Source organism: Nonomuraea rosea (genome assembly GCF_039539705.1).
GTDB lineage: Bacteria > Actinomycetota > Actinomycetes > Streptosporangiales > Streptosporangiaceae > Nonomuraea > Nonomuraea rosea.
Genome location: NZ_BAABDQ010000046.1, coordinates 57293 through 81269, shown reverse-complemented (window position 1 = coordinate 81269; position 23977 = coordinate 57293). Strand labels below are relative to the sequence as shown.

Here is a 23977-nt window from a genome sequence, read left to right as displayed (position 1 = left end):
TCGCTCCTTGTCCGCGCCCTGGTGCAGGCCTTTCCGAGCTTACAGCTCAAGCAATGACCTGCAGCGGGTCGAAGGCGATCGAGGTGGCGAACCCGTCGGCCGTCCACCGGATCGTGAGCGTGTCGCCGTCCGCGTGAAAGGCGACGGCGGAGCTTGGCACGGGTTCGGTGGTAAGCGACACCAGAGAGGCAAGAATGCGTGTGCCGGTGATGTCGGCAGCAAGCCGTGGGACCCGGGCCGATCGTGTGAAGGCGGTCCCGTAAGGCGCGGGAATGTTGTCCCGCTCAGCCCAGCCGTACAGGGACTGGATGTCTGAGAAGTCACTTGCCCAACCCGTCTCCGTCACGCGGGTTCCGGTCGGAGCACCGACGATTCGGTGGACGCGCACTTCGAGCGGTCCGCGGACGATCGTGACGCTCTCCACGCGCAGGCCGGGCAGCATGGGCGAGCCCGTAGGGAAGACCGGCCGGTGCCAGGAGGCGGCCCAGCCCCAGCCATCGCCGAGCGGATGGATTCGCCTCCTGACGCTGGTCGAGCCGGAGAACTCGATGCCCAGATGGTTGTCCGCGACATTGCCGAGCGCGGTGGGACCCGTCCGGGTGGAGTAGGCCAGTCGGCCGTAGTGCGGGTCGTCGCCGTCGGCGGTTTCGGCTTCGTGCGGGCGGACGTGGTCGCTGCCATGGTTGTGCAGCCGCACGATCCCATCGGCCCGCGTGCTCTGGATGAGCAGGCCGGGACCCGGTAGGGCCAGCACCCGATCGCCGATCTCGTTCGGGACGGGTTCCTCAGGGGCGGTCCAGAGCGGATGGCCAGCGGGGGCGAGGAGCGCGACGAAGGCCTTCGAGGCCCAGTACGGCGAGGCGGGCCCGGAGTAGAACTGCAGCGTTGGCTCATGAGGGCCGTGCCAGCCGGGAACGAGCAGGCCGTCGCTGTCAACGGCGCCGCGGTCGAGAAAGTACCGCAGGCAGCCGTTGATCAGGCGGCGGGAGGCGCCGGGTGAGAGCGGGGTGTGCCCGGTGACGGCACCCAGTGCCACGGCGCCGGCGGCGGCGAACCGGTAGGTCAGCGAGCGGCCGAAGTGGATCGGTGCGCCGTCGCCTCCGAAGAGCAGGGCGTAGCTCTCCAGGTGCTCCCGCAGACGCTCCCCGAAGACGTCCGGGCTGTCGAGCATCGGGTAGAGGTGCAGAGCCCAGCCGTTGTAGTGGTCGAAGGCGCGACCGTCGCCGTCGGAGTACCAGCCCTGCCCCTGATACCAGTGGTCGAGCAGATCGAGCGCCCGCTGCCGGGCACGGGCCGTCTCCTCGTCACCCCGGCCCACGGACTCCAGGAAGCCCGCCACGGTCAAGGGGAACAGGTACCAGTTGTTGGGCGAGGGCAGGTGTCGCAAGGCTCCGCGCAGCCACGTCTCGGCTTGGTCCTGCACGTCAGGGTCGAGCCGGTCCCACAGCCAGGGCCGGGTCAGCCGAAGGCCGAGTGCCACCGAGGCCGACTCGACCATCGGCTGGCCCTGGCCGTAGTAGTCGCCGATGGCGGGCCAGAGGCGGGGCCCGGCGGCCAGGCCGGAGGCGTAGCGGTCGAGCCAGCCGTGCGGATCATCACCCTCCGCACCAGCCACCCGGAAGGCGGCGGCGAGGAAGGTGCGAGCGTAGCCTTCGAGCCCGTCTGAGAGCACGCCGTTGGCGGAAGGCTTGCCGGGCAGATGGAGGAAGGCCTGGTCCGGGCTCGCCCATCGCCAAGCCGCCCGGAGCAGGTCGTCGGCGACCCTCTCCCAAGCGTCACGGTTCATGCCAGGAAGGCCAGCTTCTCGCGGAGGACCGGGTGCGTGAAGCCCTCGCCCGCGGCCCATCGGCCGATCTCGGCCACGGCCAGGTCGCCCAGCCGCTGCCACTCGTTCTCGGTGACGTCCAGCACCGCGTGGATCCTGCCTGTCAGGACGGCCTCGATCCCGCGGACCTCCTCGACCGAGTCCCGCACGGATGGGGTGAGTACGGCTGCCGCCGCGACGTCGGACATGGCGAAGGCAGCACACGGCTTGGTGCGCATGGGTTCTCCGAAAAGGGTCAGGCCGAGTCGCGGATGACCAGCTCGGTGGGGAGGATCAACGAGGTGGGGCGCTCGTCCCGGATGAGGGCGAGCAACATGCGGGTCATCTCGCGGCCGAGCGCCTCGATCGGCTGGCGGACGGTGGTGAGCGCGGGCTGGGTGTACTGGGCGGTGACGATGTCGTTGAAGCCGACACCACGGCGACCTGTTCCGGCACGTCGATGCCGCGCTCCTTCAGCAGCACGAGCGCCCCGGCGGCCATGATGTCGGAGGCGACCATGACCGCGTCGAGGTCGGGGTGTTCCGCCAGCAGATGGGCCATGGCGGCCCGGCCGCCGTCCTCGGTGAAGTCGCTGTGGACCACACGCTGGTCGGACAGGCCCGCGAGCGCCATCGCCTCGCGATATCCCAGGTAACGCGCGACACCGGCGTGCATGTCCTGCGGTCCGGTGATCGTGGCGAAACGGGTGCGGCCGGCGGAGATGAGGTACTCCACCGCCTGGCGGGCGCCGCCCCGGTTGTCGGCATCCACGTACCACGGGGGATCGACGTCGAGTGAGCGGCCGCCGTGCACGACAGGTACGCCGCTGCCCTCGGCGATTTTGGTGAGGGGGTCGTTCTCGCGGAGCGCGAGCAGCATGACGCCGGCGGCCGCACGCGACTGAAGGATTTTGGACAGTCTGCTCCGGCCCCGCTCCGAGGCGGCGAGGACGAGCATCAGCTCCAGGTCCGACTCCTCGATGACGGCGTTGACCCCGGAGATGACCTGGGCGAAGAAGAGGTTGGCGAACAGCGCGGGATCGTCGCTGGAGATGGCGAGCACGACGGCGCCGCTGCGCTGGCTGGCCAGGGAGCGGGCGGCGACGTTGGGGACATACCCGAACTCCTCGATGGCCCGCTCCACCACGTCCCTTGCTTTGCGGGACACGTGGGGCGCGTTGTTGATCACTCGCGAGACGGTCCCGACGGATACGCCGGCGAGCTTGGCCACCTCGCTGAGCGTGGGCTGGCGGTTCGTCATCGTGCGGTGTGCTCGCTCTCGACAATCTCTCGAAGAATACGCTGGGCGTACCACTTGGCACTGTCCTTGGGGGTGCGCACCTGGGTCTCGTAGTCGACGTGGACGATGCCGAAGCGCTGGCTGTAGCCGAAGGCCCACTCGAAGTTGTCCAGCAGCGACCACGCGAAGTATCCCTGCAACGGCACACCCCGGTCGATGGCCTTCTCGCAGGCCCGCAAGTGTGCGTCCAGGTAGGCGATCCGTGCCTCGTCGTGAACCGGTTCGTCGTAGGCGGCGCCGTTCTCGGTGATGTAGATCGGCAGTGGCGGATAGTCCCGCGTGAGCTGTACCAGCAACTCGAGCAGCCCGTTCTCGTCGACTTCCCAGCCGATCGACGTCTTGGCCAGGCCCCGGTCGATGAAACGCACAGACTCTGACCCAATAAAAGGGGAAATTTCTGGACGCACGATCCCGGGCTCCACCACCGCAGGTGTGTAGTAGTTGACCCCAAGGAAGTCCAGCGGCGCGGCGATCGTCTCCAGGTCCCCGTCAAGCACGTGCCCGAAGCCGGTGATCTCCGCCAGATCGGTCACCACATCGGCGGGATAGGTACCGCGGAAGAGCGGATCCAGAAGAATCCGGTTCTGCAGCCCGTCGATCCGCCGTGCGGCGTCGGCGTCCTTCGATATCACGTGCGTGGGATTGAGCACGATCCCGACCGTCCCAGACCTGGTGGGCCGCGATTTCACCGCCGAGGAACCCAGAGCCAAGCTGGTCGGCGATATGAGATCAAGACTGGAGAAGGGCCTGAAGGGAGTCAGAACTGAGCCCAAGGCGCTGACCTGGCTCCTTCATGACGGCGCCCCGTCGGTCAGCTCGCTCGCTGGTATTCGTTGATCAGCCCGCCGAGGACTTGGCGGCGCTTGACCAACCGGTAGACAAGCGATAACAACACCTCGAGATGGTCGCAGTCGCCGCCCTGATGACGCAGCAAAACCCCAGCTCACAGCACGCAACCGTATTTCCGAGCGGGGCACCTGTCGGACCATATTGGTAGCCAGAGATCTGACAGAACCACAACTCTGATTCGTTCTAACGAGTGATGCGTAGGGCCCACTCGACCGAGTCGGGGGCCTGAATCCGTACCGTCAAGGTTTTCCTCTGGCCCAAATCTAGACGGTTCATGATGGGGCTTATCATGTCGTCGAGGCAGGTGAAGGGCATGTTGATGCCTGGCTCCAGAATGATTTCCGCCTTGCCTTGCCCTCGACACCTGAACAGGACCCACAATTCATCCCGGCCGGGTGGGATATCCCCGACCACCATGGACCCTGTCCGGGGGCCCGCCTTGAGGACGGTGTTCGTGCCGGCGTCCATGCCCGGCAGGCGCAGTGGCGCACGTTTGGGCGGCGGTGTGGTCGCGGGGGTTTTGGTCGGAGCGGCCGACGGGGTGGCGTCTCGCTGCTGCGTCACTGGATTGGCCGGAGGTGAGGCTGCGCAGGCCACTGTTATGGAGACGAGGACGTAGGAAACCAGGAGAGACGCTGCCCGTCGGCTTGTCATGTTGAGATCACCTTTGCTTGATGTACCAGCCGACGCGCCACGGACTCCACGCGGTCACGTTTCTCGGCCTCTGGCCGCATACCTGGTAGACGCCTTTTGTCTTCTTTCGCCAGACGCCGTACGTGGCGGTGGTCGTCTTGCGCGCCGGGGTGGGGACCGCGATGCTGTTGCCTAAGGAGGCGGTCATGCTGGCAGTCAGGTTGACGCCTGTGGCCACTTCGGCACCTGCGATGAGTCTGTCCACCTTCAGGCTGCCGGAGACGTTCCAAGAGACCGAGACAGTCCCGGAGATGGTGGCGGTGAAGGTCGACGTCGCAGTGCGGGAGGTTCCGTTGTGATTGGACTGCGTTGGGCCGACCGCTTTGTGGCTGTTGCTGTACGTGGAGACCCGGTAAGAGACGTCTCCGCGGCGGCAGGCCATGGTCAGCGTAGGAGGGGTGGTTTCCGCGCGGAATACCTCCGTCTCGTTTTCGTAGCCGACGACAATGTCAGGGTCGCCTGGAAGGGGCTGTGGATCATCGGCGAAGGCCGGCGTCGCGCCCAGCACCGCGAACGGCGCGATGAGCACGGATGCCGAGAGCGTGCGTTTCAACGACATTGCAGGTAGGCTCCCTTTGCATCGAATGGTGCTCCACGGGCGGGGATCGTTGGTTGCGGCACCCGTCCGTGCAGCTCGTAGATCTTTCCCCGGCTCGCTGCCGGGTATTAGCCGACAGTTACTCATGCTGGCGCATGGCAGGCAACCTCTTGTGTTGTGCCGACTCGCCTGCTAGGGGACATTCGCAGGGCCGTATTTCGGCTACATGCGCAGCTCGGAGGCGCGATTAACGGTCGTTTGCAGATTTATCAATTGCTATTCTTGTTGGGTTATGGGCGTACATGTATCGGCTATCTATAACGAAACTGCTCACTGTTGCCGGAATTGATAGGCAGCATCCCGTTTCTGGTTGGGTGAGCGCAGAGGGCGGCATCGACTAGCTGATCTACAGCGTCGCCCCGCCGCACGGCACTGACCCCGCCGCCGGCACTTCTAATTCGACGGTCGCAGGTTCGAATCCTGCAGGGCGCGCTTCTCCACCTGCGGAAACTCCAGTCGCGGTCGCGACCGGTGGCGGCATGGGGCAAATGTGAGGCAAAGCTGAGTCAGCCGCCGAGCGGCCGCCCCCAGCGCGGACGCGGCGCTGATCACCAGCCGAGCCGTTTCCGGGCGGCTTGGTGGGCCACTTCCGGCAGTACCGAGACGTAGGTGTGCCACTCGAATATTGAGTTACGTGGTCTGAGCTCCGGTTAAGCGGTGTGGCGGCATTCGTTGATCGTGCCTGTGGCGACGGGTTTTTCGGCGGATGGGTCGTTGAGGTCGGTCACGTCGTGGGGGGGCTGCGTTGCGATATCCGCGGGACGCTGTTGCCGGGACTGGTGTGGCCGGTGCCCGTTGTAGCTGCGCCATGAGGCGCTCTGTCGTATCCCCGGTTCAGCCGGGAGGGACTCGGAGGGAGGTTCCTGGGCCTGATGGCTTTGCGTCTGCCGAAAATTCCATCCATGCAGGTCAAGCGGCATGTGAGTACTCGTGGAGGACGCCGCCGAGTCGGTCTCTCCTACGTAGGTTCAGGTCGGTGATTCGCTCGGGATCCGTGATCGCGTCCGCAGCGGGGCGGCTTGGTTCAGGGCTTGGTGGGCCCGGTGCTGGTTGTAGAACCGTTCGTACTCGCGCAGGACGTGTCGCAGGTGCCGTTCGTTCCATACGAGGCAGCGGTCGAGAAGCTCGTGGCGACACGACTGCACCCACCGCTCCATGATCGAGTTCATCCGCGGCATCCGGATACCAGTGAGCACCGTCTTGATGCCGGCCTCGGCGAGAATCGCATCCATGAGGGCTGGGAACTTTCCATCCCTGTCTCGGAGCAGAAAGCGCGCCCGGCAGCCCGCATCGTCCAGGTCCATCACCAGATTCTCCATCGCCTGGGTGACCCAGCTCGCGCTCGGGTGCGCGGTGGTGCCGAGCACGCGGACGCGCCTGGTGGCGTGTTCGATGACGGCCAGGATGTACTGGCGCTGCCCGTTCAAGGTGATTGTCTCGAAGAAATCGGCGGCCAGCAGGGCGTCGGCTTGCGAGCGCAGGAAGTCGGCCCAGGTGATGGAAGCCCGCTCGGGCGCCGGATCAAGACCTTCCTGCTTGAGGATCTCCCACACCGTGGACGGCGCGACCTTGATACCGGGTGTGGAGAGTTCACCGTGCATCCGCCGGTAACCCCAGCCGGGGTTCTCCTGGACCAGACGCAGGATGAGAGCGCGGATGGACTGGACGGTGGGTGGACGGCCAGGCCGCTTCGGTCGGCAGGTTCGGGCGTGACGTCGTTTCATCAGATCGCGGTGCCAGAGCAGGACCGTGTCCGGGCGGACGCGGAGCCGCAGCCGGCGCAGGACCTCGCGCGGCAGTGAAATCAGGAGCGCGGCGAGAAAGGCCCGGTCCTCGGGAGCGAATCTGACTCTGGTGTCGGCGCCAAGTTGGCGTTCGAGGACACTGATCTGGTGGCGCAGGGCGAAGATCTCGATGTCCTTGTCGCGATCGCCCATGGGCAGCAACCGCAGCGCGGCGAACGTGTTCGTGACGGTGAGGTAGGCCAGGTGAAGGAGCGCAGCCGATCATCATGCCGTACTCGTTTGCCCTTCCTGGTGGCTGGAGCTCGCGTCGCCACGCGAAGCCATCGCAGAGTTATGACCTGGGCGGATGTGGTTATCGGCAGGCGCAGAGCTGGTCGCGGGCGGTCAGCGAGGCGTTGAGCGCGGCGATCACCTGGGCGCGCGGGTGCGGGGATTTCGTCCAGGCCGTCCAGAACGGGCAGGATGTGGCCGCGTTCGGCGAGCGCGGCGGCGGCGCCGGCACCGAGCTGCGGGGCGGCCAGCGCCGGGTAGTCGGTGGCCAGGCGGACGGCGAGCCAGTCCTGCAGGCGGGGATGGGCGTCGGTGTCCCAGCCGGAGACCGGCAGCAGCACCGGCACCGGCACGATCTCGCCTTCGGAGGCGCTGGTCTGGTCGGTCGCGCGGGTGGACAGCAACTGCAGCAGCAGCTGGATCGCCAAGGTGGTCTTGCCCATGCCCGCGCCGCCGGTGATGATCAGCCGCCGCCGGGTCAGGGTGCGAAAGTCGCGCGCGAGGGTGGCGATGTCGTCGCTGCGGCCGGTGAAGGTGAATGCGGTGGCGGCGCTGATCAGCCGAGGGGTGCTCATCACCGCCTGGTTGGCGGTGAGGTGCCAGCGGACCGGGATGGGTTCGGGGTCGTCGAGCAGCCGGTTGCGGGCCTCGTCCTGCCATTGGCGGCGCACCAGATCGGCCAGCACATCGACGGCTTGTGTCACGTCGGCGGGATGGCCGGCGGCGGTGTTGCGGCGCCTGGCCCAGGTCACGACGGCGGCCGCGGCGACCGCTGCGGCGATCGCGACCGCAGCCAGATCAGCCACATTGACCTTGTCGGTCCGGTCCAGAGCGCGCCCCACCAACACCACCGTCGCGACCAGCGCGACGATGGCCAGCAGCGCGGCTGGATTCCACCAGGGGATGGGACGTCGGCTCACACCGACATGATCGCCGCCGTCCCTGCGGCGACCAGGACGTTCTGGCCGGCCAGGCCTGGGTCGATTGCGTCAGGAGACCTTGGACGAGGCTGCCGCCCAGGTGTTGCAGGAGGCCGGGTCGGCGGTGCGGAAACCGGCCTTGACCCATCGCTTGCGGTTGGCGGCCTTGCCGTACTCGGCGGAGTCGCGGTAGAAGGACGATGCGACCCTCTCCCAGTCCCGCGCGGTCTTGCCCGGCAGCGGCCAGACGCTCTTGGTGAAGGCCGCGCCCAGGCATTCGACCTGCTGGTACTTGCGCCGCCCCTGCTCGAGGTGCTCGGCCTTGCTGCCGGCTCTGAGGTCCTCGCCGGCGTCGTAGAGACCGGCCTGCTTCTGCACGTGGTAACCGTACGTGACGGCGATCGTGTTGAAGAGATCGAGGGTGGGAAGCCCGAGGAGCCAGTACTTGCCGATCTTGAAGGACAGGGTGCGGTCCCAGTCGCAGTACCACACCGAGGACGGCTGGATCGTCTCGCCGTCCTCGGACGCGCAGTAGTTCTTGGGCAGGCGGGTCACGTACCGCACCTTGACCGGCTCATAGGGCAGGCCGGCCTTCTTCAGGTGCTGTCCCCACGTGTTCTCCAGGCAGCGCAGGGCCTCGTTGATGTAGGTACGGGCCTCGGCGGGCGTCATGGGCTCGTCCGGCAGGTCGTTACAGGTCGTGGTGGGCAGCGGCCCGGCCTGGTATAACGCGTTCTTGACGAGCACGGGGTTCTTCACGGGATACGCCGAGGCGTGCGCGGCCGCCGTGACGGTCAAGGGGGTGAGGAGGGCGCAGGCGAGTGCCGCGATCTTGAGGGGCTTCACGATGGGTGAGAATAGGGCTTGCGGGGTTGGAGCGCCATATCGGTACCGGCCTGGAGCTGGAGCCATTGATCCGCGACGCACGCCGCCCGCCGGACGAAACGGCTAAGCGCTCACCGGCGGACCATCGGCTCAGGATCGTTCTCGTGCAGGCTTTCCACATCTGACCCATGCGGATCTGCCGCGATCCGGGCGCTAGCCCACGTCCACCGATTGCTCATCGTGAGTAGCGGACCTGGGTCGCCGGGCAGGCCGCCATCGCAGCGTCCCGAATGCTTCGCGCTCCCGACCTCTGCACATCTGGTGTATCCGACTCTGCACCGGAATCCGTACGCCGGCACCGGGCTGAGTTCGGTCAACTTGCCCTACCTGAAAGAAGAGATCATCATCTTCTGACCTGCTGGAAGGGTCCGACACCCTAGATAACCATCGGCACGGCGGTCATTCTCAGCCGGCAGAGTTGAACTGTAGGGTGCGCGTTCAGATGTTCCTTTCCGCAGGTCGGCGTCCCCTGGGTGACCCTTGGGCCGCCATCCGCGGACTCGCCGGTCTCGGCCGAATCGCTGGCGGTCGACCTGGAGCTGGCCAAAGCCGAGCTCAGGACCTTGCGCGCGGAGCGCGACCGGCTCAAGGCCGGCATGGCCCAGCTACGGGCAGTCGAGGCTGAGCGTGATCGGTTGCGAGAGGCGCTCACAGAGTTCGAAAGGAAGCCGGCCGCTCTGAAGAACCGCTCACCTTCAAGGAAATGACACGAAACCCACGGAACGCGGATTCAGAAGGACGCCCAGCTCACGGACTCGCCATGTGACAACAGAACGCGGTTCCTACACGCCCACTCCACTTCGGCCAGCGACGGGGTGAACAAGCTCCCGAGCAGACACGGCCCGCGCGAACCTCGGGTAGGCTGCCCGATCGATCGACGTCCCCCGAACCTCCATAAGCTGTCACCAATCAGCGCGAACCCTCAGATCCTACGACCGGTGATCAAGCCCGCGGCCCGTTCCTGCCAGTGGACCGCCACCCGCACCTGGGCCGCCCGGCACTGGACGATCAGGGGCGGGCGCGAGCTCTCCTTGTCCGGCACGCTGGCCTCCATGGCCAACGGCCTGCCGTACGCGATCGCCATGCAGCACGGCTTCCCCGGCCGCCAGGTCATCGCCTACGTCGGCGACGGCGGCTTCTCGATGCTGATGGCCGAGTTCCTCACCCCCGTGCAGCAGGACCTGCCTGTCAAGGTGATCATCATCAACAACAACTCGCTCGGCCAGATCCTGTGGGAGCAGATGGTGCTCGGCCATCCGGAACACAGCGTGCGCTACGCCGCCCCCGAGGCCGACTTCTCCGCCTGGGCCAGGTCGTGCGGCGGCTTCGGGGCCAAGGTCAATGAGTCCGGCGACGTAGCCGGGGCGATCGCGCGGGCGCTGACCCACGACGGCCCGGCGCTGGTGGACGTGGACGTCAACCCGAACGAGCCGCCCATGGCCGGCAAGGTCTCCTACGACCAGGCCAAGAGCTTCGCGCAGGCTTTCCTCAAGGGCCAGCCGCACAAGGCATCCATCGCCACCACCCTGTTCAAGGACCGCATCCAGAAACTCGGCGACTAGCCCTTCACGGCGATGCCGCAACATGCGAATATACGTTCGAAGAATGAAGATCGTCTTTCGGAACGGAGTACATGTGCGTCCATCAGCCTCTGAACGCATCGGCCGATTAGTCGCCTCGGCCGGGTCCTTGCTCCTGACGGCGAGCCTGCTCGCCGCCCCAGCCCCCGCCGCCGCGGCCGCCGATCTCGTCGCCGACCTCGGGGTCGCGGGCAAGGGCGGGGACCTGGTGGCCGGCCACGGCAAGGTCTTCGTCGCCGCCGACGACCGGATCGTGGTCACGCACCTCGACGGCGAGGCCGTCACCACGATCGGCGGCCTGTCCGGAGTCACCGCCCTGTCCGCGCCGGACGGCGCCAGGAAGGTGTACGCGACGCTGAGCGGCACGCATGAGGTGATCGAGATCGACACCGCCACGGTCGCCGTCACCCGGCGCATCGATCTGTCCGCGTATCCGTGCCCGTCCACGCTGGCGCAGGCCCACAACCGGTTGTGGATCGGATACGGCTGCGGCGGGGCGGGTGAGGGAGGGGTCGTCGCGCTCGAGGTGCGAGCCACCCCCATCCTCGTCAAGGTCGGGCCGGCCACGACCCAGCCTCCGCTGGTCGCGGTCGCCGGCGCCTTCCTCGCCGTGTCGGAGCCGGGAGTCAGCCCCGCCACCGTCAGGCTGTACGACGTCAACCGCGACCCGGGCAACCCGCTCGGCGAGATCCTCGGCGACGCGGACGGGCTGCCGCCCCTGGAGGACCTGGCCCTCGCCTACCAAGGGTCGGCGGTGCTGCCGGTGCCGTCCGGCGCCCACCGCTTCGACGCCTGGGACACCACGACCTTCGACCGGGCCCACGCCTACGATGAGAAGGGGCCGGCCGGGCACGACCTGGCCGCCACCGTCGCGGCCAGCGAGAACGGCTACTACGTCGTGGGCGGCTGGAACTCCGCCGCGGGTGACGCGGCGGAGCTCGTGGTCTACGACGCGACCACGAGAGAGGTGATCTACACGGCCGGCCACCAGGGAAAGGCGCTGGTGCCGGGCAGCATCGGCTTCTACGGCATCTACACCTTCGCGGTGCTGAAGGAGCCCGGCACCGGGCGCATGCACCTCTGGCGGCTGCCGTCCGCGCCCTACCACTCCTCGGCCCTGACCCTGATGGCGCCCGCCGAGGCGAACGCGCTCAAGCCGCTGACCATCAGCGGACGGGTCACGCTCAGCACTGGGGCGACCCCCGGCGTGCAGACGCTGGAACTGTACAGCTGGCTCCCCGACGGCACCGACCGGCCCTTCCGGGAGGTCACCACAGCGGCGGACGGGACCTACGAGTTCACCGACACCCCACCGGGCCTCGGGGCGTTCAGGTATCGCCTGTCCTGGCCGGGCAACTCCTGGTACTACGGGGCCTACGCGACGGCGACCGTCACGGTGGCCAGGTACGAACCGGCGCTCACCGTGACCGGGCCCGCGACGGGCGCCGTCGGCGAGCTGCTGGAGTTCAGCGGCACCTTTGCCGCCGAGGGCGTCGTCTACCCGCGCACGACGGTCACCGTCAGCCGCAGGGCCGTCGCGCCGGACGGCACCGTCACCACCAAGGATCAGAAACTGGCCGCCGCCACCGACGGGACGTTCGCCTTCACCGACACGCCGGCCACGGCCGGGAAGCACACCTACACCGTCACGCTGGTCGGGAGCTCGACCGTCAAGGGAACGAGCACCAATCACGTGGTCACCGTCGTCGATCCGGCGGGATAGCGTCCCAGGGAGCCAAGGCCTACCTCTCGTAGGCCCCGGCGATGCCGGCCGCGGCGGCGCGCAGGGGCTCCAGGCGGTCAAGCCGGCGGGCCAACTCCGCCCAGCAGGGCCTCGAGATTTTGGCCGGGGCCCCCGGCCGGACGGCGGGGCTGGGCCGCCTGGCGGCTTGCGCGAGGCACGGCCCGGGCATCGGCCCGGCGGCCGAGCGCGGCTCGGCGTTTGGCCTCCTGCCTACCAAGCCGGATACCTCCAGCCGACCGGTCGCGACCTGCCCGCGATGGAGATCGAACGCTTCGTCTACGCGACGAAGCCCTGACCCGAGCAACCCCGCCGATCCCCGGTCACCCCGGTGCCGTTCATGCGCCACGTGCGCGGCCAGTTGCTGAAGGCGGGAGTGGCCGCCCGCGACATCCACTACGAGGCCTTCGGCCCCGACCTCTGGCTGGCCGCCACCCAGAAGATTCGGCCCCTGCCTGTCCGGCCTACTTGAGCAGCCATTGCTCGACCGCCGCACTCATCCTGCCGCCCGCCTCCAGCGCCGCGGCCTTGGCGGCGGCCGGGTTGGTGTGGGCCGCCTGCCCGAGGATCACGCCGAGCGCCAGGCGGCCCCGTACGCGGGAGGCCCACATCAGGTTGCCGCCCGCGGCGGTACCGGAGCCGGTCTTGATGCCGATGACGCCGTGCTTGTTCAGCAGCGTGTTGGTGTTGGGCAGCCTTCTCGCGTCGCCAGGGACGGCCGTGGCGTCCTGCGCCACCACCTCGCGCAGTACCGGGTCGCGCATTGCCTCCTTGGCCAGCTTGAGCTGGTCGGCCGCGGTGCTGACCGTGCTGTCCTCGTTGCCGCTGGCGCCCGTGTACGTGGTGCCGGCCATGCCCAGGCGGCCGGCGGCGGCGTTCATCAGCTCGACGAAGCGCTCCTGCGAACCGGAGTCCCAGCGGGCCAGCAGCCGGGCCACGTTGTTGCCCGAAGGCACCATCATCAGCTCCAGCAGACGGCGCAGCCGTATCCGCCGGCCCTCCGTGACCGGGGCGGTGGACTCCAGCCGCGCGTAGGACTCGTCGGCGGCCGTGCGGTCCACCGTGACCAGGGGGCCGTCGTCGCCGGGCCGGAGCGGGTGGCGGCGCAGGATCACGTAAGCGGTCATGACCTTCGTCACGCTGGCGATGGGCACCGGGTCAGGGCCGCCACTGACGCCCAGGCTGCCCACGCCCTCCACCTCGACCGCCGACTGGCCCTCGGCCGGCCACGGCAGGGACACTCCGGGCACGGTCGCCCCGGAGACGGACGGCACGGTCCCGCAGCCGTACAAGGTGCTCGCCAGCAGCAGGAGTATGAAAGAACGTCGCATGCCGACCACGGTGGGCCACCCGCGTGTCCGTCCGGCCGTGGCCGGGTCTCCACCCGCGCTCGGCCGCGTATCACCTGTGCATCAGCCCGACGGCCGGTGGGGGAGGCGGAGGACGGCGACGGCGCCGGGAGCGCCGTCGGTGGCGTTGGCCAAGGTCAGGCCGGCGCCTATGACCTGGGCCTGCCCGAGCGCGATCGTCAGCCCGAGTCCGTGACCGCGGCCGCGTTCTGCGGCACCCGTGCGGAAGCGTTCCGGGCCGTCGGCGAGGAGCTCAGGAGGGAAGCCCGGTCCCCGGTCGCGGACTTCGATCACGTGGTCCCGGACCGTGATCTCCACGGGGGGAGCACCGTGGCGGTGGGCGTTGAGCACGAGGTTGGCGAGGATCCGGTCCAGGCGTCGCGGGTCCGTCTCGGCCACCGGATCCCCCGAAGCCAGCACCCGCGCCTCGACCCCCACCCGGGCCGCTGACTCCTCGGCCACCTCGGCCAGCGGCACCCGTACCCGCTCGGCGACCTCGGCGCCCGCGTCCAGCCTGGAGACCTCCAGCAGGTCCTCCACCAGCGAGCGCAGCACCCGCACCCGGCCGCGTACCAGATCGGCCGCCTCGCCCTCCTCCAGCAGCTCGACCACGGTGACCAGGCCCATCAGCGGGGTACGCAGATCGTGCGCGACGTCGGCCGTGAAGCGCTGCTCGGCCAGCAGCCGCCGCTGCAGGCTGGCGGCCATGGAGTCGAGCCCGGCGCCGATCTCGGCGATCTCGTCCCGGCCGCGCGCATCGGTGCGCGCGGCCAGGTTGCCGTCGGCGATCTGGCGGGCGGTCCTGGCCATGCGCCGCAGCCGCCGGTTCGGGAGCTCGGCCGCCAGCACCGACAGCGGCACCACCCCGGCCAGGGCCAGCAGCCCGGCTTTGACCATGTCGCGGTCCAGCGCGTACAGGCTGCGCAGCTCCGAGCCCATCGAGATCTGCACGCTCACCGCCTGGCGGCCGTCGCCGCCGTACGGCTGGGCGGCCCACACCCACGGCTCGTCCCGGTGATCGACCCCGTACCAGATCACCCGCCGGCCGGGCCGCAGCTGGGCGGCCAGGGCGTCGGGGAGCTCCTCGACGGGCACCACGTCGTCGGGCACGCCGGACCGGTCGGCGGGGGCCAGCGACTGGTCGAGGGCCATGTCGGCGCGGGTCTCGCCCGTGTCCAGGGCACGCTGCCAGGTCGCCTGGTGCACCAGGAGCCCGACCACGACGGCGACGACGGAGGAGGCGAGTGTGACGAGGGCGGCGATCTTCCATCGCAGCGAGGCAGGATTCATGTGGCGCTCAATTTGTAGCCGAACCCGCGCACCGTCTCGATGCGCTCGGTGCCGATCTTCTTGCGCAGGCGCTGTACGCACAGGTCGACCACGCGGCTGTCGCCGTCCCATCCGTAGTCCCACACGGTGCGCAGCAGCGTCGCCCGTTCCAGCACGATGCCGGGATGGGTGGCGAACTCCAGCAGCAGCCGCAGCTCGGTCGGGCTGAGCTCGACGCGTCGCCCGGCCCGCCATACCTCCAGCGCGCCGGTGTCGATGCTCAGGTCGCCGAAGGTGAGCTTCGTGGTGGCCTGCCCGGTCGCCGGCTGGGCGATGGTGGCCCGGCGCAGCAGCGAGCGGATCCTGGCCACCAGTACCGGCAGGTCGACCGGTTTGACCACGTAGTCGTCGGCGCCGCCCTCCAGTCCGGCGACGATGTCCAGGCCGTCCCCGCGGGCCGACATCAGGAGGATGGGCACCTGACTGGTCTCCCGGATCCTGCGGCACAGGCTGATCCCGTCGAGGCCGGGCAGCATCACATCCAGCAGCAGCAGGTCGTGGCCGCCCGCCTGGGCCGCCTCCAGGCCGCTCAGCCCGTCGGCAGCGGCGGTCATCCGATAGCCGTAGCGTTCCAGGGCCAGGCTGACCGACGCGCGGATGACGGCGTCGTCCTCGACGAGCAGCAGGGATGTCATGAAATCGAACCATACCTAGCGAAGTGCATTGACCGGCTCCATGCGAGCGGCCCTCAGCGCCGGGTACAGGCCCGCGAGCAGCCCGACGACGGCACCAGCGGCAGGCGCCATGACGGCCAGCCGTACGTCCATGACCGGAGTCCATTGCTTGACGGCGCAGATCATGACGATCACCACGATCCCTCCTGAAGCTCCGATGACGCCGCCGGCCAGCCCGGTGAGGCTGGACTCCAGCAGGAACTGTGCGGCGATGTGGCGGCGGGCTGCGCCGAGGGCGCGGCGCAGGCCGATCTCGGCGACGCGCTCCATCACGGTCACCAGCGTGACGTTGGCGATGCCGACCGCGCCGACGACCAGGGAGACCAGCCCGAGGATCAGGAAGAGGGCGTTGACGTCGCCTTCCACCGCGTCGCGTGCTCTGGTGGGGCTGGGCGGCGCGATGACCTGGAGGAGGGCCTCGTTGCCGGGGCTGAGCGCGGCCGGCGCCTGCTCGGCGATCAGCTCCGCGGCGCCGAGGCCGGTGTCGACCAGGACCCGGGTCACGGTGCCCAGGCCGTAGCGCTCACCGACGGCCGGCGGCAACAGGACCGCGCTCGCGAGGCTCTTCTCGCGTTTCAGCTCGCCGAGCACGCCGATCACGGTGTAGGCCTGGGTGCCGATGAAGACGGCCGGGGCCCGGGTCAGCCGGGTGATGCCCAGCAGCTTGGCCGCGTGCTGGCCCAGCACGACGACCTTGTCCCCGCGGGCGATGTGCCCGGCGTCGAAGTAGCGGCCCTCGATCATCCTGCCCTTGACCACGGCGGGCAGGCCGGGGCCGCTGGAGAGCACGGTCAGGGTCTGGTCGGTGATCCGGGCCGGGTCCACGATGTCGTTGGAGCGGACGCTGAGGTTGGCGCTCTGTTTCGACTCGGCGAGCGCGGCGGCGGAGACCACCCCGCGCAGCCGGGTCACCCGGCTGACGTCGGCCCAATCGACCAGGGGGAACGGGTGCTCCGGGACTTCGACCGTGACGGACGTGGCGATGAGCTCGTCGAAGCGGCCGACGATCTGGTTGCCCGCCGTCGCGGCGACGCCCAGGGTGACCACGAGCGTGGTGATGCCCAGCACGGTGCCCAGCGTGGTCAGCGCCGAGCGCACCGGGCGGGCCAGCAGGCCCGCCACCGCCTCGTTCAGCAGGTCGCGCGGATGCACATCTACTCCTCCGTGAGGACGCCGTCGGTGATGCGCACCCGGCGTCCGGCCCGGTCGCTCACCTCGCTCTCGTGAGTGATGACCACGATGGTCATCCCCTGAGCGCGCAGCTCGTCGAACAGGTCGAGCACGGCGCCGGTGTTCTGGCTGTCGAGGTTGCCGGTGGGCTCGTCGCACAGCAGGAGCGACGGCTCGCCCAGGAGGGCGCGGGCGATGGCGGCGCGCTGCCGCTCACCGCCGGACAGCCGGCCGGGCGGGAAGTCCACCCGATGCGGCAGCCGGACCCGCTCCAGGGCCCGCATCGCGCGCTCACGCCGCCCCGCGCGTGGTGCCGCGCCGTAGACCTCGGCGAGCATGACGTTCTCCAGGACGCTGCGGTGCGGCAGCAGGTGGAAGGACTGGAAGACGAAGCCGATCCGGCTGCCGCGGATGGTGGTCCGCGCGCCGTCGTTCAGTGCGGTGGTCTCGATGCCGTCGAGCCGGTAGCCGCCGCTGGTCGGCCTGTCGAGCAGGCCGAGCGTGTTGAGCAGGGTGGACTTCCCGGACCCCGAAGGGCCAATGACGGCAACATAATCCGATTTTTCGACTCTTAGGTTGATAGCGGAGAGCGCCCTGACGGGAGGATCCGCGGGAAACTCCTTGGTCAGGTCGTCGAGCACGATGACCGGCTCAGGCACTGTTGATCACCACCTGGTCGCCCGGTTCGAGGTCCCCGGTCACCTCCACGGCACCGTCGGCGGACAGTCCGGTGCGCACCTCGACCTCCTCGGCCCGGTCGGGAGCCACCTCCACCTGCACCCGGGCCTTGCCGTCCGCCGCGGTGACGACCGCCGCCGCGGGGACCACGAGCACCTCCTGATCGGTGGCGCCGATGGTCACGCGAACCGTGACGGGCGCGCCGGAGAGCCGCTTGAGGCCCTTCATCGAGACAGGGGTGATCGTCACCGGCACGGCGCCCTGCGAGACGCGCCCGCCGAGGGAGGTCACCGTGCCGCGAACGGTCTTCCCGGCCTCGGTTTCGATGCTCGCCTCCAGACCCGTCTTCAGCCGCCCGGCCTCGGCCACGTCCACCGAGCCGGCGACCACGAAGCTGGAGCTGGTCACCGTGGCGATCGCCGCGTCCACCAGGTCGCCCGCCTTGACGGCCGGCTTGTGCAGGCGGGCGGGCAGCCTGGGCAGGAAGACGACCTCTCCCGGCGGGACGGTCGTGCCGTACGTACGGGACAGCTCGGCCAGCAGCGCCCGCGCCGCGGCCAGGTCGCTCCGGGCGTTGGCCACCTTCAGCTCGACGGGGGAGAGCTGCCGGGCCTGCCTGAGCGCCTGCTCGGCGGTGACGACGGCCTCGCGCGCCACCCGGACGTTCTTCCCCAGCTCGGCCAGCCGCTTCGCCCGCGCGATCCCGGCCTCCTCCCGTACGCGCTGCACCGCCGACCTGGCGGCGGCCAGATCCCCTTCGGCGTTGGCGACCCGGAGTTCGAGCAGGCGGGTGTCGGCAGGGGGCCCGGCCGTGGCGCCGGTGGCAGGGCTGGGGGTGGCGCTGGGCACCGGAGCGGGCGTCGCGGTGGCCTGGGCGAGCTCCTGCCGGGCCGCCAGCAGCTTCTCCTCGGCCGCCCGTACGGCGCTCTGTGCGGCCTCGGCCTTGGCCTCGTCCTCGGTGGTGAACTCCTGCGCCCGTGCGCTCCTCAGCGCCTGTTCGGCCTCCTTCAGATCCTGCCGGGCGCCGGCGAGCCTGACCTTCAACGGGAGCACATCCTTTCCCTGGTCAAGGGCCTTGCGCTCGGTCGCGAGCACTTCCTGCGCGGTCCGTACGGCCCGGCGCAGGTCGTCGCGCTGCCGCCGCAGCTCCAAGGTGGGCCGCTGCGCCTCATAGCCCCGCCTGGCGTAGAAGCGCGACACCGCCGCGATGGTGGCCCGGTCGAACACGCCGGTCACGGGCGCGGGGTGGCCGAGCCTGCGCAGCGCCTTCTGCAACTGCTTGACGTCGGCCCCCTCGGCGCCGGGGACGATGCCGCGGTGCATCGGGACCGTGCCGGAGAAGACGAACACCGGGCGCCCGTTCACCTCCATCAGCACCGAGCCCTCCGCGAGGGTGCCGCGGCGGGGAGCGCGGGTGGCGCGCTGAGCGGTTTCGCCGCCGCCCGCCACCCCTTCGCCGCCCACCACCCCGGCCAGCGACACCGGGTGCGGTGAGCCGTACTCCAGCGTGCCGCTGACCACGACGGTGGCGACCAGTTTGCGTCGCTCGACCGCGGCGGTGACCAGCGATGGTTCGGGCGGTTTGCGGGCCGCCGCCTCGTCCGCGGGGGAGCGCAGCAGGGTGCCCACCCCCCAGCCGGTCCCCGCGACCGCCAGGATCACGGCCAGCACGAGCAGCAGCTTGCCACGTGGAGTACGCATCACCGCTCTTGGAACCCGTACTTCACCCTGGCCTCGTTGGTGAGCCGCTTCTGCAAGGGGAGGAAGGCGGCGTAGAAGTCCTTGCCGCACTCCAGGTCGGCCAGCGCTGACGTGATCTCCTTGGCGAGGTACGGCCTGACCGCTTCCGCCGTGACGGTGCCCGGCTTGCCGAGCCGGTCGGCCTGCTCGCCCCACACCTCCATGCCCCGGATGCTCAGCGCGAGCGGCTTCGCGGAGGTCACCCGCTCGCCCTCGGACTTCAGGCACTCGGCGAACGGCGCCGCCAGCTCCAGCAGCTTGGGATCGCCGTCGAGCAGCTTGTCGATGTTCTCGATCTCGGTGCTCATCTGGTCCTGATAGTCGGCGACCGAGGTGACCTTCAGTCCGTCCACCTGCCGCAGGGCGGTGACCCGGCACTCGTTCAGTGCCTTGAGGTAAGCATCCCGCCTGCCACCGGAGAGAGCGTCGATCGCCGCCTGGTTCGGGTCCGGCGCCTGCGTCTCCGGCGGCTTCGGATAGACGATGGCGGAGAAGACACCGAAGCCGTTCTTAGCGCGGTCCGCTTTCATGGCGGCGTAGTCAGCGGGGTTCGCGCTGGACCTCTTGGGGCTGCTGACCGAGGGGGTGTAGACGAAACCCCGCTGCTTCATGCAGGTGGCGACGACGGTCTCGCGCTCGCGGGCCCTGTCCACGGTGGCACCGGCGGCGCCGGTCGCCGGGGTCGCCGGGGTCGCCGGGGTCGCTGGGGTCGCGGCCTCCCCGCAGCCGGTCAGCGCCGCCAGAGCGAGCAGACCGCACATCAGCACACGCATCAAGGACTCCTTCTCGGTGGGACCGCGCCGCCTTCAGCACGTCGTGGCCACTCTGGAGCCCCTTTCCCGCCGTCCTGTATTCGCCGGGTATCGCGGGGCACTCAACCGTGTATCCGCTGGGTATCAACGCCGCGGCGCTACGCCCGCAGCCGGCCGGCCCGGGACTCCAGGTAGCGTTGCTCGGCGATGCCGGCGGTGGCCTTCGCGGCGCGCCGGTAGTGCTCGTACGCGCCTGCCGTGTCGCCGGCCTTCGTCCAGCAGATGCGCCCGTACGGACAGCAGCCGGTGATGCCCGGCCATCCGCTCGTCACCGTCCAACGTGGACAGCAGGGCCAGCCCCGCCGGGCGGGCCCCCTGTCTCGGCGAGGGCGATCGCCCGGTTCAAGGTGACCATCGGGTTGGGCGCGATCCGTTCGAGGATCAGGTAGAGGGCGTGCACCTGCGGCCAGTCGGTCTCCTCCGCCGTGGCCGCGTCGGCGTGCGTGGCGGCGATGGCGGCCTGCAACTGGTACGGCCCCAGCACCGGGCGGCCCAGCGACGTCTTGACCAGCTGGGTGCCCTCGTGGCGCGGTCCTGCTCGTCCAGCGGCACCAGGTCGCCGGCCGCCGTCGTCCGGGCCTCACGGCGGGAGTGGGTCAGCAGCATCAGCGCCAGCAGCTCGGTCACCTCGCCGTCCTCGGGCAGCTGCGCGTGCACCATCCTGGTCAGCCGGATGGTGTGCCGCTCGAATATTGAGTTACGTGGTCTGAGTTGCGGTTAAGCGACGTGGTGGTATTCGTTGATCGTGCCTGTGGCGACGGGTCTTCGGCGGATGGATCGCAGGTCGTTGGGGTCGGTCGCGTCGTGGAAGGGCTGCATCATAGCGTCCGGGGGTCGTTGGTGCCGGGATTGGTGCGGCCGGTGCCCGTTGTAGTGGATCAGATACTCCTGGAGGACGAGGGCCAGGTGGTGTTCATTGAGGATCAGGATGCGGTCCTGGAGTTCGCGGCGCAGGGTGCCGATGACCCGCTCGCAGATGGCGTTCATCCTCGGCGTCCGTGACATGGTGGTGATGTCCCGTAGCCCTTCGGCGGTGAAGACCTTCCGGAAGGCGGAGGTGAAGAGCGGGTCGCGGTCGTGGATCAAGAACCGCAGCCCGGCGATACGATCATCCAGGTCCATGACCAGGTTGCGGGCTTGCTGCACCGTCCATGCTCCGGTCGGATGCGCGGTCACTCCGGCCAGGTGCAGTCGCCGGGTGCCGTGCTCGATGAAGACCAGCACATACAGCCGTCTGAGCAGCACGGTCTCGACGACCAGGAAGTCGCACGCAATGATCGCGTGGGCTTGTGCGGTCAGGAACTGCCGCCAGGTCGGCCCGGCCCGGCGGGGCGCCGGATCGATACCGGATGCGTGCAGGATCTCCCACACCGGGGAGGCCGCGATGTTGTAGCCCAGGCGGGCTAACTCGCCTTGGATTCTCCTGTGGCCCCAGGTCGGGTTCTCTTGCGCCATCCGCACGATTAGCGTCTTGACCGGCTGGCGGGTGCGAGGCCGTCCTGGGTGCCGCCTGTCGGTGAAGGTCCACTTAGGCGCCACCAGGTGACGATGTCAGCGCAAGATTGTCGCTGGGGTGACCGGGAAGACTTCCGTCCACCGGCGGCGGTGGATCAGCCGCGACAATGCCGCCAAGAGCCGGTCGGTGTGGTCCCACCGCGGTCGGCCACCGAGCTGGCGTCGAAGCACCCGATTCTCATGACGGAGCACCAGCAATTCAACGTCCTTGGACAGATCAGTGCGGACCAGTACCGCCAGCAGGGCGAACAAGCCTCTCACCAACCGGTAGACGAGCGACAACACCACCTTGCGATGGTCGCAGCCGCCGCTCTGATGGCGCAGCAAAACCCCAGCTCACAGCACGAAACCGTGTTTTCGAGCGGGACAGCCTGGAATCGGCCGCACGCGAAGATCAGAGGGAGCGGTCCCCACAGGACGTCCGGCGCGAGCCGTCCTTGGCCGCGCCCATACGGCTGCCCGCAGCGGCAGCGTGGTGCCACGCCCGGGTGCTGCGCCTGATCGCCGACAACCTGTACCGCTTCATAACTCATCGCGTGGTGCTTGATCTGGGGCTTTGAACCCTGCGCCTGCCGAAAACTCCATCCATGCAGTTCAAGCGGCATGTGAGTATTCGTGGAGGACGCCGCCGAGCCGGTCTCGTCGGCGTACATTCAGGTCGATGATTCGCTCTGGATCGGTGATCGGGTCTGGGACGGGACGCAGCGGAGCCGCTTGATTCAGGGCTTGGTGGGCTCGGTGCTGGTTGTAGAAGCGTTCGTACGCGCGTAAGGCGTGCTGAAGATGGCGTTCGTTCCAGACGAGGCAGCGGTCGAGAAGCTCGTGGCGGCACGATTGCACCCACCGCTCCATGATGGAGTTCATCCGCGGCATCCGAACGCCGGTGAGCACCGTCGTGATGTCGGCCTCGGCAAGGACCTCGTCCATGAGGGCCGGGAACTTCCCATCCCGGTCTCGGAGCAGAAAGCCCGCCCGGCAGCCTGCATCGTCCAGGTCCATCACCAGGTTCCTGATCGCTTGGACGACCCAGTTTGCGGTCGGGCGCGCGGTGGTGCCGAGGACCTGGATGCGCCTGGCGGCGTGCTCGATGACCGCCAGGACGTACTGGCGTTGCCCGCTGAGAGTGACGGTCTCGATGAAATCACAGGCCAGCAGGGCGTCGGCTTGCGAGCGCAGGAAGTCGCCCCACGCGGTGGACGCCCGCTCGGGCGCCGGATCAAGACCTGCCTGCTTGAGGGTCTCCCAGGCCGTGGACGGCGCGACCTTGATGCCGAGTGTGGCGAGCTCACCATGGACCCGTCGATAGCCCCAGTTGGGGTTCTCCCGAACCAGGCGCAGGACGAGAGCGCGGATGGAGCGGATCGTGAGCGGGCGGCCAGGCCGCTTCGGCTGGCAGGCTCGGGCGTGACGTCGTCGCATCAGATCGCGGTGCCAGCGCAGGACGGTGTCCGGCCGGATGAGGAGCCGCAGCCGGCGCAGGACCTCGCGGGGCAGCGACGTCAGGAGCGCGGCAAGGAAGGCCCGGTCCTCGGGCGCGAATCGCACTCTGGTATCAGCGCCGAGTTGGCGTTCAAGGACGGTGATCTGGTGACGCAGGACGAGAATCTCCACGTCACCATGGGGAGCAACCGCAGTGCGGCGAAGGTGTTCGTGACGGTGAGGTAGGCCAGGCGAAGGAGCACAGCGGATCATAGTGCCGTACGCGCTTTCATCTCCCGGGTGACCGGAGCTCGCGTACGCCAAGCGAAGCCCTCGCAGAGTCATGACCTGGGCGGTGTAATTATCGGCAGGCGCAAAGTTCTACCGGACCGCGCTGAATGCCTTCCTCAAGCGCATCAACACCTACCTGGTGCGCTGGGCACGACGGAAGTTCAAACGGCTGCGGTCGTTCAAGAAGGCCCACCGGTGGTGGACAGGGCTCCTGCACCGGCAGCCGACCCTGTTCGCGCACTGGGCCTACATGACCGAGTTCTGACGGACTGGATGAGACGAGCGGAGTGACGAGAGATCGTCACGCTCCGTTCTGTGGGAGCCCGGAGGTGAGACTCCTCCGGGCCACCCGGCGGCCGCCGTACCCCCATCCCGGCCTGCGGGAATGCGCTTACCGTACGAAAGGGTTCCGTTGCAGGTCCACCTCGAGCAAAGGAACGAGGAAGGCGGTTTTGCGGTCGTGGGGTTGCAGCGATCCGGCCGTGCCGCATAGGAAGATATGAGGTGCCAGATTTCTGGGTGGCGACATCGAAAGGCAGTGCCAGAGATGACAGAGTACCGGCGGCTGATAGTTCACTACGCAGGTCGCTTTGACGGCTTATATGCGAGCCGTTCG

Annotated in this window: 25 protein-coding genes and 1 pseudogene; 5 read left to right on the top strand and 21 right to left on the bottom strand. The window is 68.8% G+C overall.

The annotated features are described in order from the left end of the window. Positions 1 to 46: 46 nt before the first annotated feature. The 8 genes and pseudogenes from ABEA43_RS56665 to ABEA43_RS56625 all read right to left on the bottom strand — a co-directional run bounded on the left by ABEA43_RS56665 (position 47) and on the right by ABEA43_RS56625 (position 9024). Positions 47 to 1786, bottom strand: a complete 1740-nt coding sequence (locus tag ABEA43_RS56665) for a DUF2264 domain-containing protein (protein WP_345575750.1) — start codon at positions 1784 to 1786, stop codon at positions 47 to 49. After that, the gene (locus ABEA43_RS56660) at positions 1783 to 2043 is read right to left on the bottom strand and encodes a hypothetical protein (protein WP_345575748.1); all 261 of its coding nucleotides are present in this window, start codon (positions 2041 to 2043) and stop codon (positions 1783 to 1785) included. Before ABEA43_RS56660 ends, ABEA43_RS56665 begins: the two co-directional genes overlap by 4 nt. 17 nt (positions 2044 to 2060) lie before the next feature. Continuing rightward, positions 2061 to 3064, bottom strand: a pseudogene (locus ABEA43_RS56650) (LacI family DNA-binding transcriptional regulator). Next, positions 3061 to 3753 carry a glycoside hydrolase family 1 protein gene (locus ABEA43_RS56645; RefSeq protein WP_486348733.1) on the bottom strand — a complete coding sequence of 231 codons (693 nt, stop codon included), beginning with the start codon at positions 3751 to 3753 and terminating at the stop codon, positions 3061 to 3063. The pseudogene ABEA43_RS56650 and the gene ABEA43_RS56645 overlap by 4 nt, the downstream one beginning before the upstream one ends. 860 nt (positions 3754 to 4613) lie before the next feature. Next, positions 4614 to 5204: a hypothetical protein gene (locus tag ABEA43_RS56640; protein ID WP_345575744.1), complete on the bottom strand. Its 591-nt coding sequence runs from the start codon at positions 5202 to 5204 to the stop codon at positions 4614 to 4616. A gap of 1007 nt (positions 5205 to 6211) precedes the next feature. Beyond that, positions 6212 to 6967 carry an integrase core domain-containing protein gene (locus ABEA43_RS68440; protein WP_425570631.1) on the bottom strand — a complete coding sequence of 252 codons (756 nt, stop codon included), beginning with the start codon at positions 6965 to 6967 and terminating at the stop codon, positions 6212 to 6214. 80 nt (positions 6968 to 7047) lie between these two features. Further along, the gene (locus ABEA43_RS56630) at positions 7048 to 8178 is read right to left on the bottom strand and encodes an NACHT domain-containing protein (RefSeq protein ID WP_345575742.1); all 1131 of its coding nucleotides are present in this window, start codon (positions 8176 to 8178) and stop codon (positions 7048 to 7050) included. A gap of 69 nt (positions 8179 to 8247) precedes the next feature. Next, positions 8248 to 9024 (bottom strand): neutral zinc metallopeptidase, encoded by a 777-nt coding sequence (locus ABEA43_RS56625; protein WP_345575740.1) that lies wholly within the window; start codon positions 9022 to 9024, stop codon positions 8248 to 8250. 512 nt (positions 9025 to 9536) lie between these two features. Between ABEA43_RS56625 and ABEA43_RS56620 the strand changes: the two genes are divergently transcribed. The 4 genes from ABEA43_RS56620 to ABEA43_RS56605 all read left to right on the top strand — a co-directional run bounded on the left by ABEA43_RS56620 (position 9537) and on the right by ABEA43_RS56605 (position 12856). Next, on the top strand, positions 9537 to 9770 hold the full coding sequence (locus ABEA43_RS56620; RefSeq protein WP_345575738.1) for a hypothetical protein: 234 nt from the start codon (positions 9537 to 9539) through the stop codon (positions 9768 to 9770). Positions 9771 to 10001: 231 nt separating this feature from the next. Beyond that, positions 10002 to 10625: a thiamine pyrophosphate-dependent enzyme gene (locus tag ABEA43_RS56615; RefSeq protein ID WP_345575736.1), complete on the top strand. Its 624-nt coding sequence runs from the start codon at positions 10002 to 10004 to the stop codon at positions 10623 to 10625. A gap of 73 nt (positions 10626 to 10698) precedes the next feature. Beyond that, on the top strand, positions 10699 to 12366 hold the full coding sequence (locus tag ABEA43_RS56610) for a hypothetical protein (protein WP_345575735.1): 1668 nt from the start codon (positions 10699 to 10701) through the stop codon (positions 12364 to 12366). A gap of 349 nt (positions 12367 to 12715) precedes the next feature. Continuing rightward, entirely contained in the window at positions 12716 to 12856 is a 141-nt protein-coding gene (locus ABEA43_RS56605) for a hypothetical protein (RefSeq protein WP_345575734.1), read from the top strand. Here ABEA43_RS56605 and ABEA43_RS56600 read toward each other — a convergent pair. From ABEA43_RS56600 to ABEA43_RS56540, 13 genes are all read right to left on the bottom strand, one after another. After that, positions 12849 to 13715 (bottom strand): D-alanyl-D-alanine carboxypeptidase family protein, encoded by an 867-nt coding sequence (locus tag ABEA43_RS56600; protein ID WP_345575732.1) that lies wholly within the window; start codon positions 13713 to 13715, stop codon positions 12849 to 12851. The genes ABEA43_RS56605 and ABEA43_RS56600 overlap by 8 nt on opposite strands. A gap of 81 nt (positions 13716 to 13796) precedes the next feature. Next, positions 13797 to 15023 carry a sensor histidine kinase gene (locus tag ABEA43_RS56595; RefSeq protein WP_345575730.1) on the bottom strand — a complete coding sequence of 409 codons (1227 nt, stop codon included), beginning with the start codon at positions 15021 to 15023 and terminating at the stop codon, positions 13797 to 13799. Next, positions 15020 to 15697, bottom strand: coding sequence for a two-component system response regulator CseB (cseB, locus tag ABEA43_RS56590; RefSeq protein ID WP_345575727.1), 678 nt, complete (start codon positions 15695 to 15697; stop codon positions 15020 to 15022). Before cseB ends, ABEA43_RS56595 begins: the two co-directional genes overlap by 4 nt. A 15-nt stretch (positions 15698 to 15712) precedes the next feature. Then, entirely contained in the window at positions 15713 to 16888 is a 1176-nt protein-coding gene (locus ABEA43_RS56585; protein ID WP_345575724.1) for an ABC transporter permease, read from the bottom strand. 2 nt (positions 16889 to 16890) lie between these two features. Then, positions 16891 to 17565, bottom strand: coding sequence for an ABC transporter ATP-binding protein (locus ABEA43_RS56580; RefSeq protein WP_345575722.1), 675 nt, complete (start codon positions 17563 to 17565; stop codon positions 16891 to 16893). Beyond that, a complete protein-coding gene (locus tag ABEA43_RS56575; protein ID WP_345575720.1) occupies positions 17558 to 19285 on the bottom strand; it encodes a peptidoglycan-binding protein in 1728 nt (575 codons plus the stop codon). Before ABEA43_RS56575 ends, ABEA43_RS56580 begins: the two co-directional genes overlap by 8 nt. Beyond that, positions 19285 to 20097 carry a hypothetical protein gene (locus tag ABEA43_RS56570; protein WP_345575718.1) on the bottom strand — a complete coding sequence of 271 codons (813 nt, stop codon included), beginning with the start codon at positions 20095 to 20097 and terminating at the stop codon, positions 19285 to 19287. The genes ABEA43_RS56575 and ABEA43_RS56570 overlap by 1 nt, the downstream gene beginning before the upstream one ends. Positions 20098 to 20234: 137 nt before the next feature. Continuing rightward, positions 20235 to 20408: a hypothetical protein gene (locus ABEA43_RS56565; RefSeq protein ID WP_345575716.1), complete on the bottom strand. Its 174-nt coding sequence runs from the start codon at positions 20406 to 20408 to the stop codon at positions 20235 to 20237. Further along, on the bottom strand, positions 20405 to 20620 hold the full coding sequence (locus tag ABEA43_RS56560; protein WP_345575825.1) for a hypothetical protein: 216 nt from the start codon (positions 20618 to 20620) through the stop codon (positions 20405 to 20407). The genes ABEA43_RS56565 and ABEA43_RS56560 overlap by 4 nt, the downstream gene beginning before the upstream one ends. Further along, entirely contained in the window at positions 20518 to 20796 is a 279-nt protein-coding gene (locus tag ABEA43_RS56555) for a DUF6596 domain-containing protein (RefSeq protein WP_345575714.1), read from the bottom strand. Before ABEA43_RS56555 ends, ABEA43_RS56560 begins: the two co-directional genes overlap by 103 nt. A 57-nt stretch (positions 20797 to 20853) precedes the next feature. After that, complete coding sequence (locus ABEA43_RS56550; protein WP_345575711.1) at positions 20854 to 21591, bottom strand: integrase core domain-containing protein; 738 nt, start codon at positions 21589 to 21591, stop codon at positions 20854 to 20856. A gap of 96 nt (positions 21592 to 21687) precedes the next feature. Next, complete coding sequence (locus tag ABEA43_RS56545) at positions 21688 to 21978, bottom strand: hypothetical protein (RefSeq protein ID WP_345575710.1); 291 nt, start codon at positions 21976 to 21978, stop codon at positions 21688 to 21690. A 267-nt stretch (positions 21979 to 22245) separates the two neighbouring features. Beyond that, a complete protein-coding gene (locus ABEA43_RS56540) occupies positions 22246 to 23394 on the bottom strand; it encodes an integrase core domain-containing protein (RefSeq protein ID WP_345575707.1) in 1149 nt (382 codons plus the stop codon). Between the two features lie 106 nt (positions 23395 to 23500). On the opposite strand from ABEA43_RS56540, the gene ABEA43_RS56535 reads away from it, so the two are divergent. After that, positions 23501 to 23626, top strand: coding sequence for a hypothetical protein (locus tag ABEA43_RS56535; RefSeq protein ID WP_345575705.1), 126 nt, complete (start codon positions 23501 to 23503; stop codon positions 23624 to 23626). The last annotated feature ends 351 nt before the right edge of the window (positions 23627 to 23977 follow it).

Excerpts from the sequence above, each read along its gene's own strand:
- cseB (WP_345575727.1), bottom strand. The coding sequence starts at position 15,697 with ATGACATCCCTGCTGCTCGTCGAGGACGACGCCGTCATCCGCGCGTCG.
- ABEA43_RS56640 (WP_345575744.1), bottom strand. The coding sequence starts at position 5,204 with ATGTCGTTGAAACGCACGCTCTCGGCATCCGTGCTCATCGCGCCGTTC.
- ABEA43_RS56570 (WP_345575718.1), bottom strand. The coding sequence starts at position 20,097 with ATGCGTGTGCTGATGTGCGGTCTGCTCGCTCTGGCGGCGCTGACCGGC.
- ABEA43_RS56575 (WP_345575720.1), bottom strand. The coding sequence starts at position 19,285 with ATGCGTACTCCACGTGGCAAGCTGCTGCTCGTGCTGGCCGTGATCCTG.
- ABEA43_RS56555 (WP_345575714.1), bottom strand. The coding sequence starts at position 20,796 with ATGGTGCACGCGCAGCTGCCCGAGGACGGCGAGGTGACCGAGCTGCTG.
- ABEA43_RS56660 (WP_345575748.1), bottom strand. The coding sequence starts at position 2,043 with ATGCGCACCAAGCCGTGTGCTGCCTTCGCCATGTCCGACGTCGCGGCG.
- ABEA43_RS56595 (WP_345575730.1), bottom strand. The coding sequence starts at position 15,023 with ATGAATCCTGCCTCGCTGCGATGGAAGATCGCCGCCCTCGTCACACTC.
- ABEA43_RS56600 (WP_345575732.1), bottom strand. The coding sequence starts at position 13,715 with ATGCGACGTTCTTTCATACTCCTGCTGCTGGCGAGCACCTTGTACGGC.
- ABEA43_RS68440 (WP_425570631.1), bottom strand. The coding sequence starts at position 6,967 with ATGAAACGACGTCACGCCCGAACCTGCCGACCGAAGCGGCCTGGCCGT.
- ABEA43_RS56665 (WP_345575750.1), bottom strand. The coding sequence starts at position 1,786 with ATGAACCGTGACGCTTGGGAGAGGGTCGCCGACGACCTGCTCCGGGCG.
- ABEA43_RS56550 (WP_345575711.1), bottom strand. The coding sequence starts at position 21,591 with ATGGCGCAAGAGAACCCGACCTGGGGCCACAGGAGAATCCAAGGCGAG.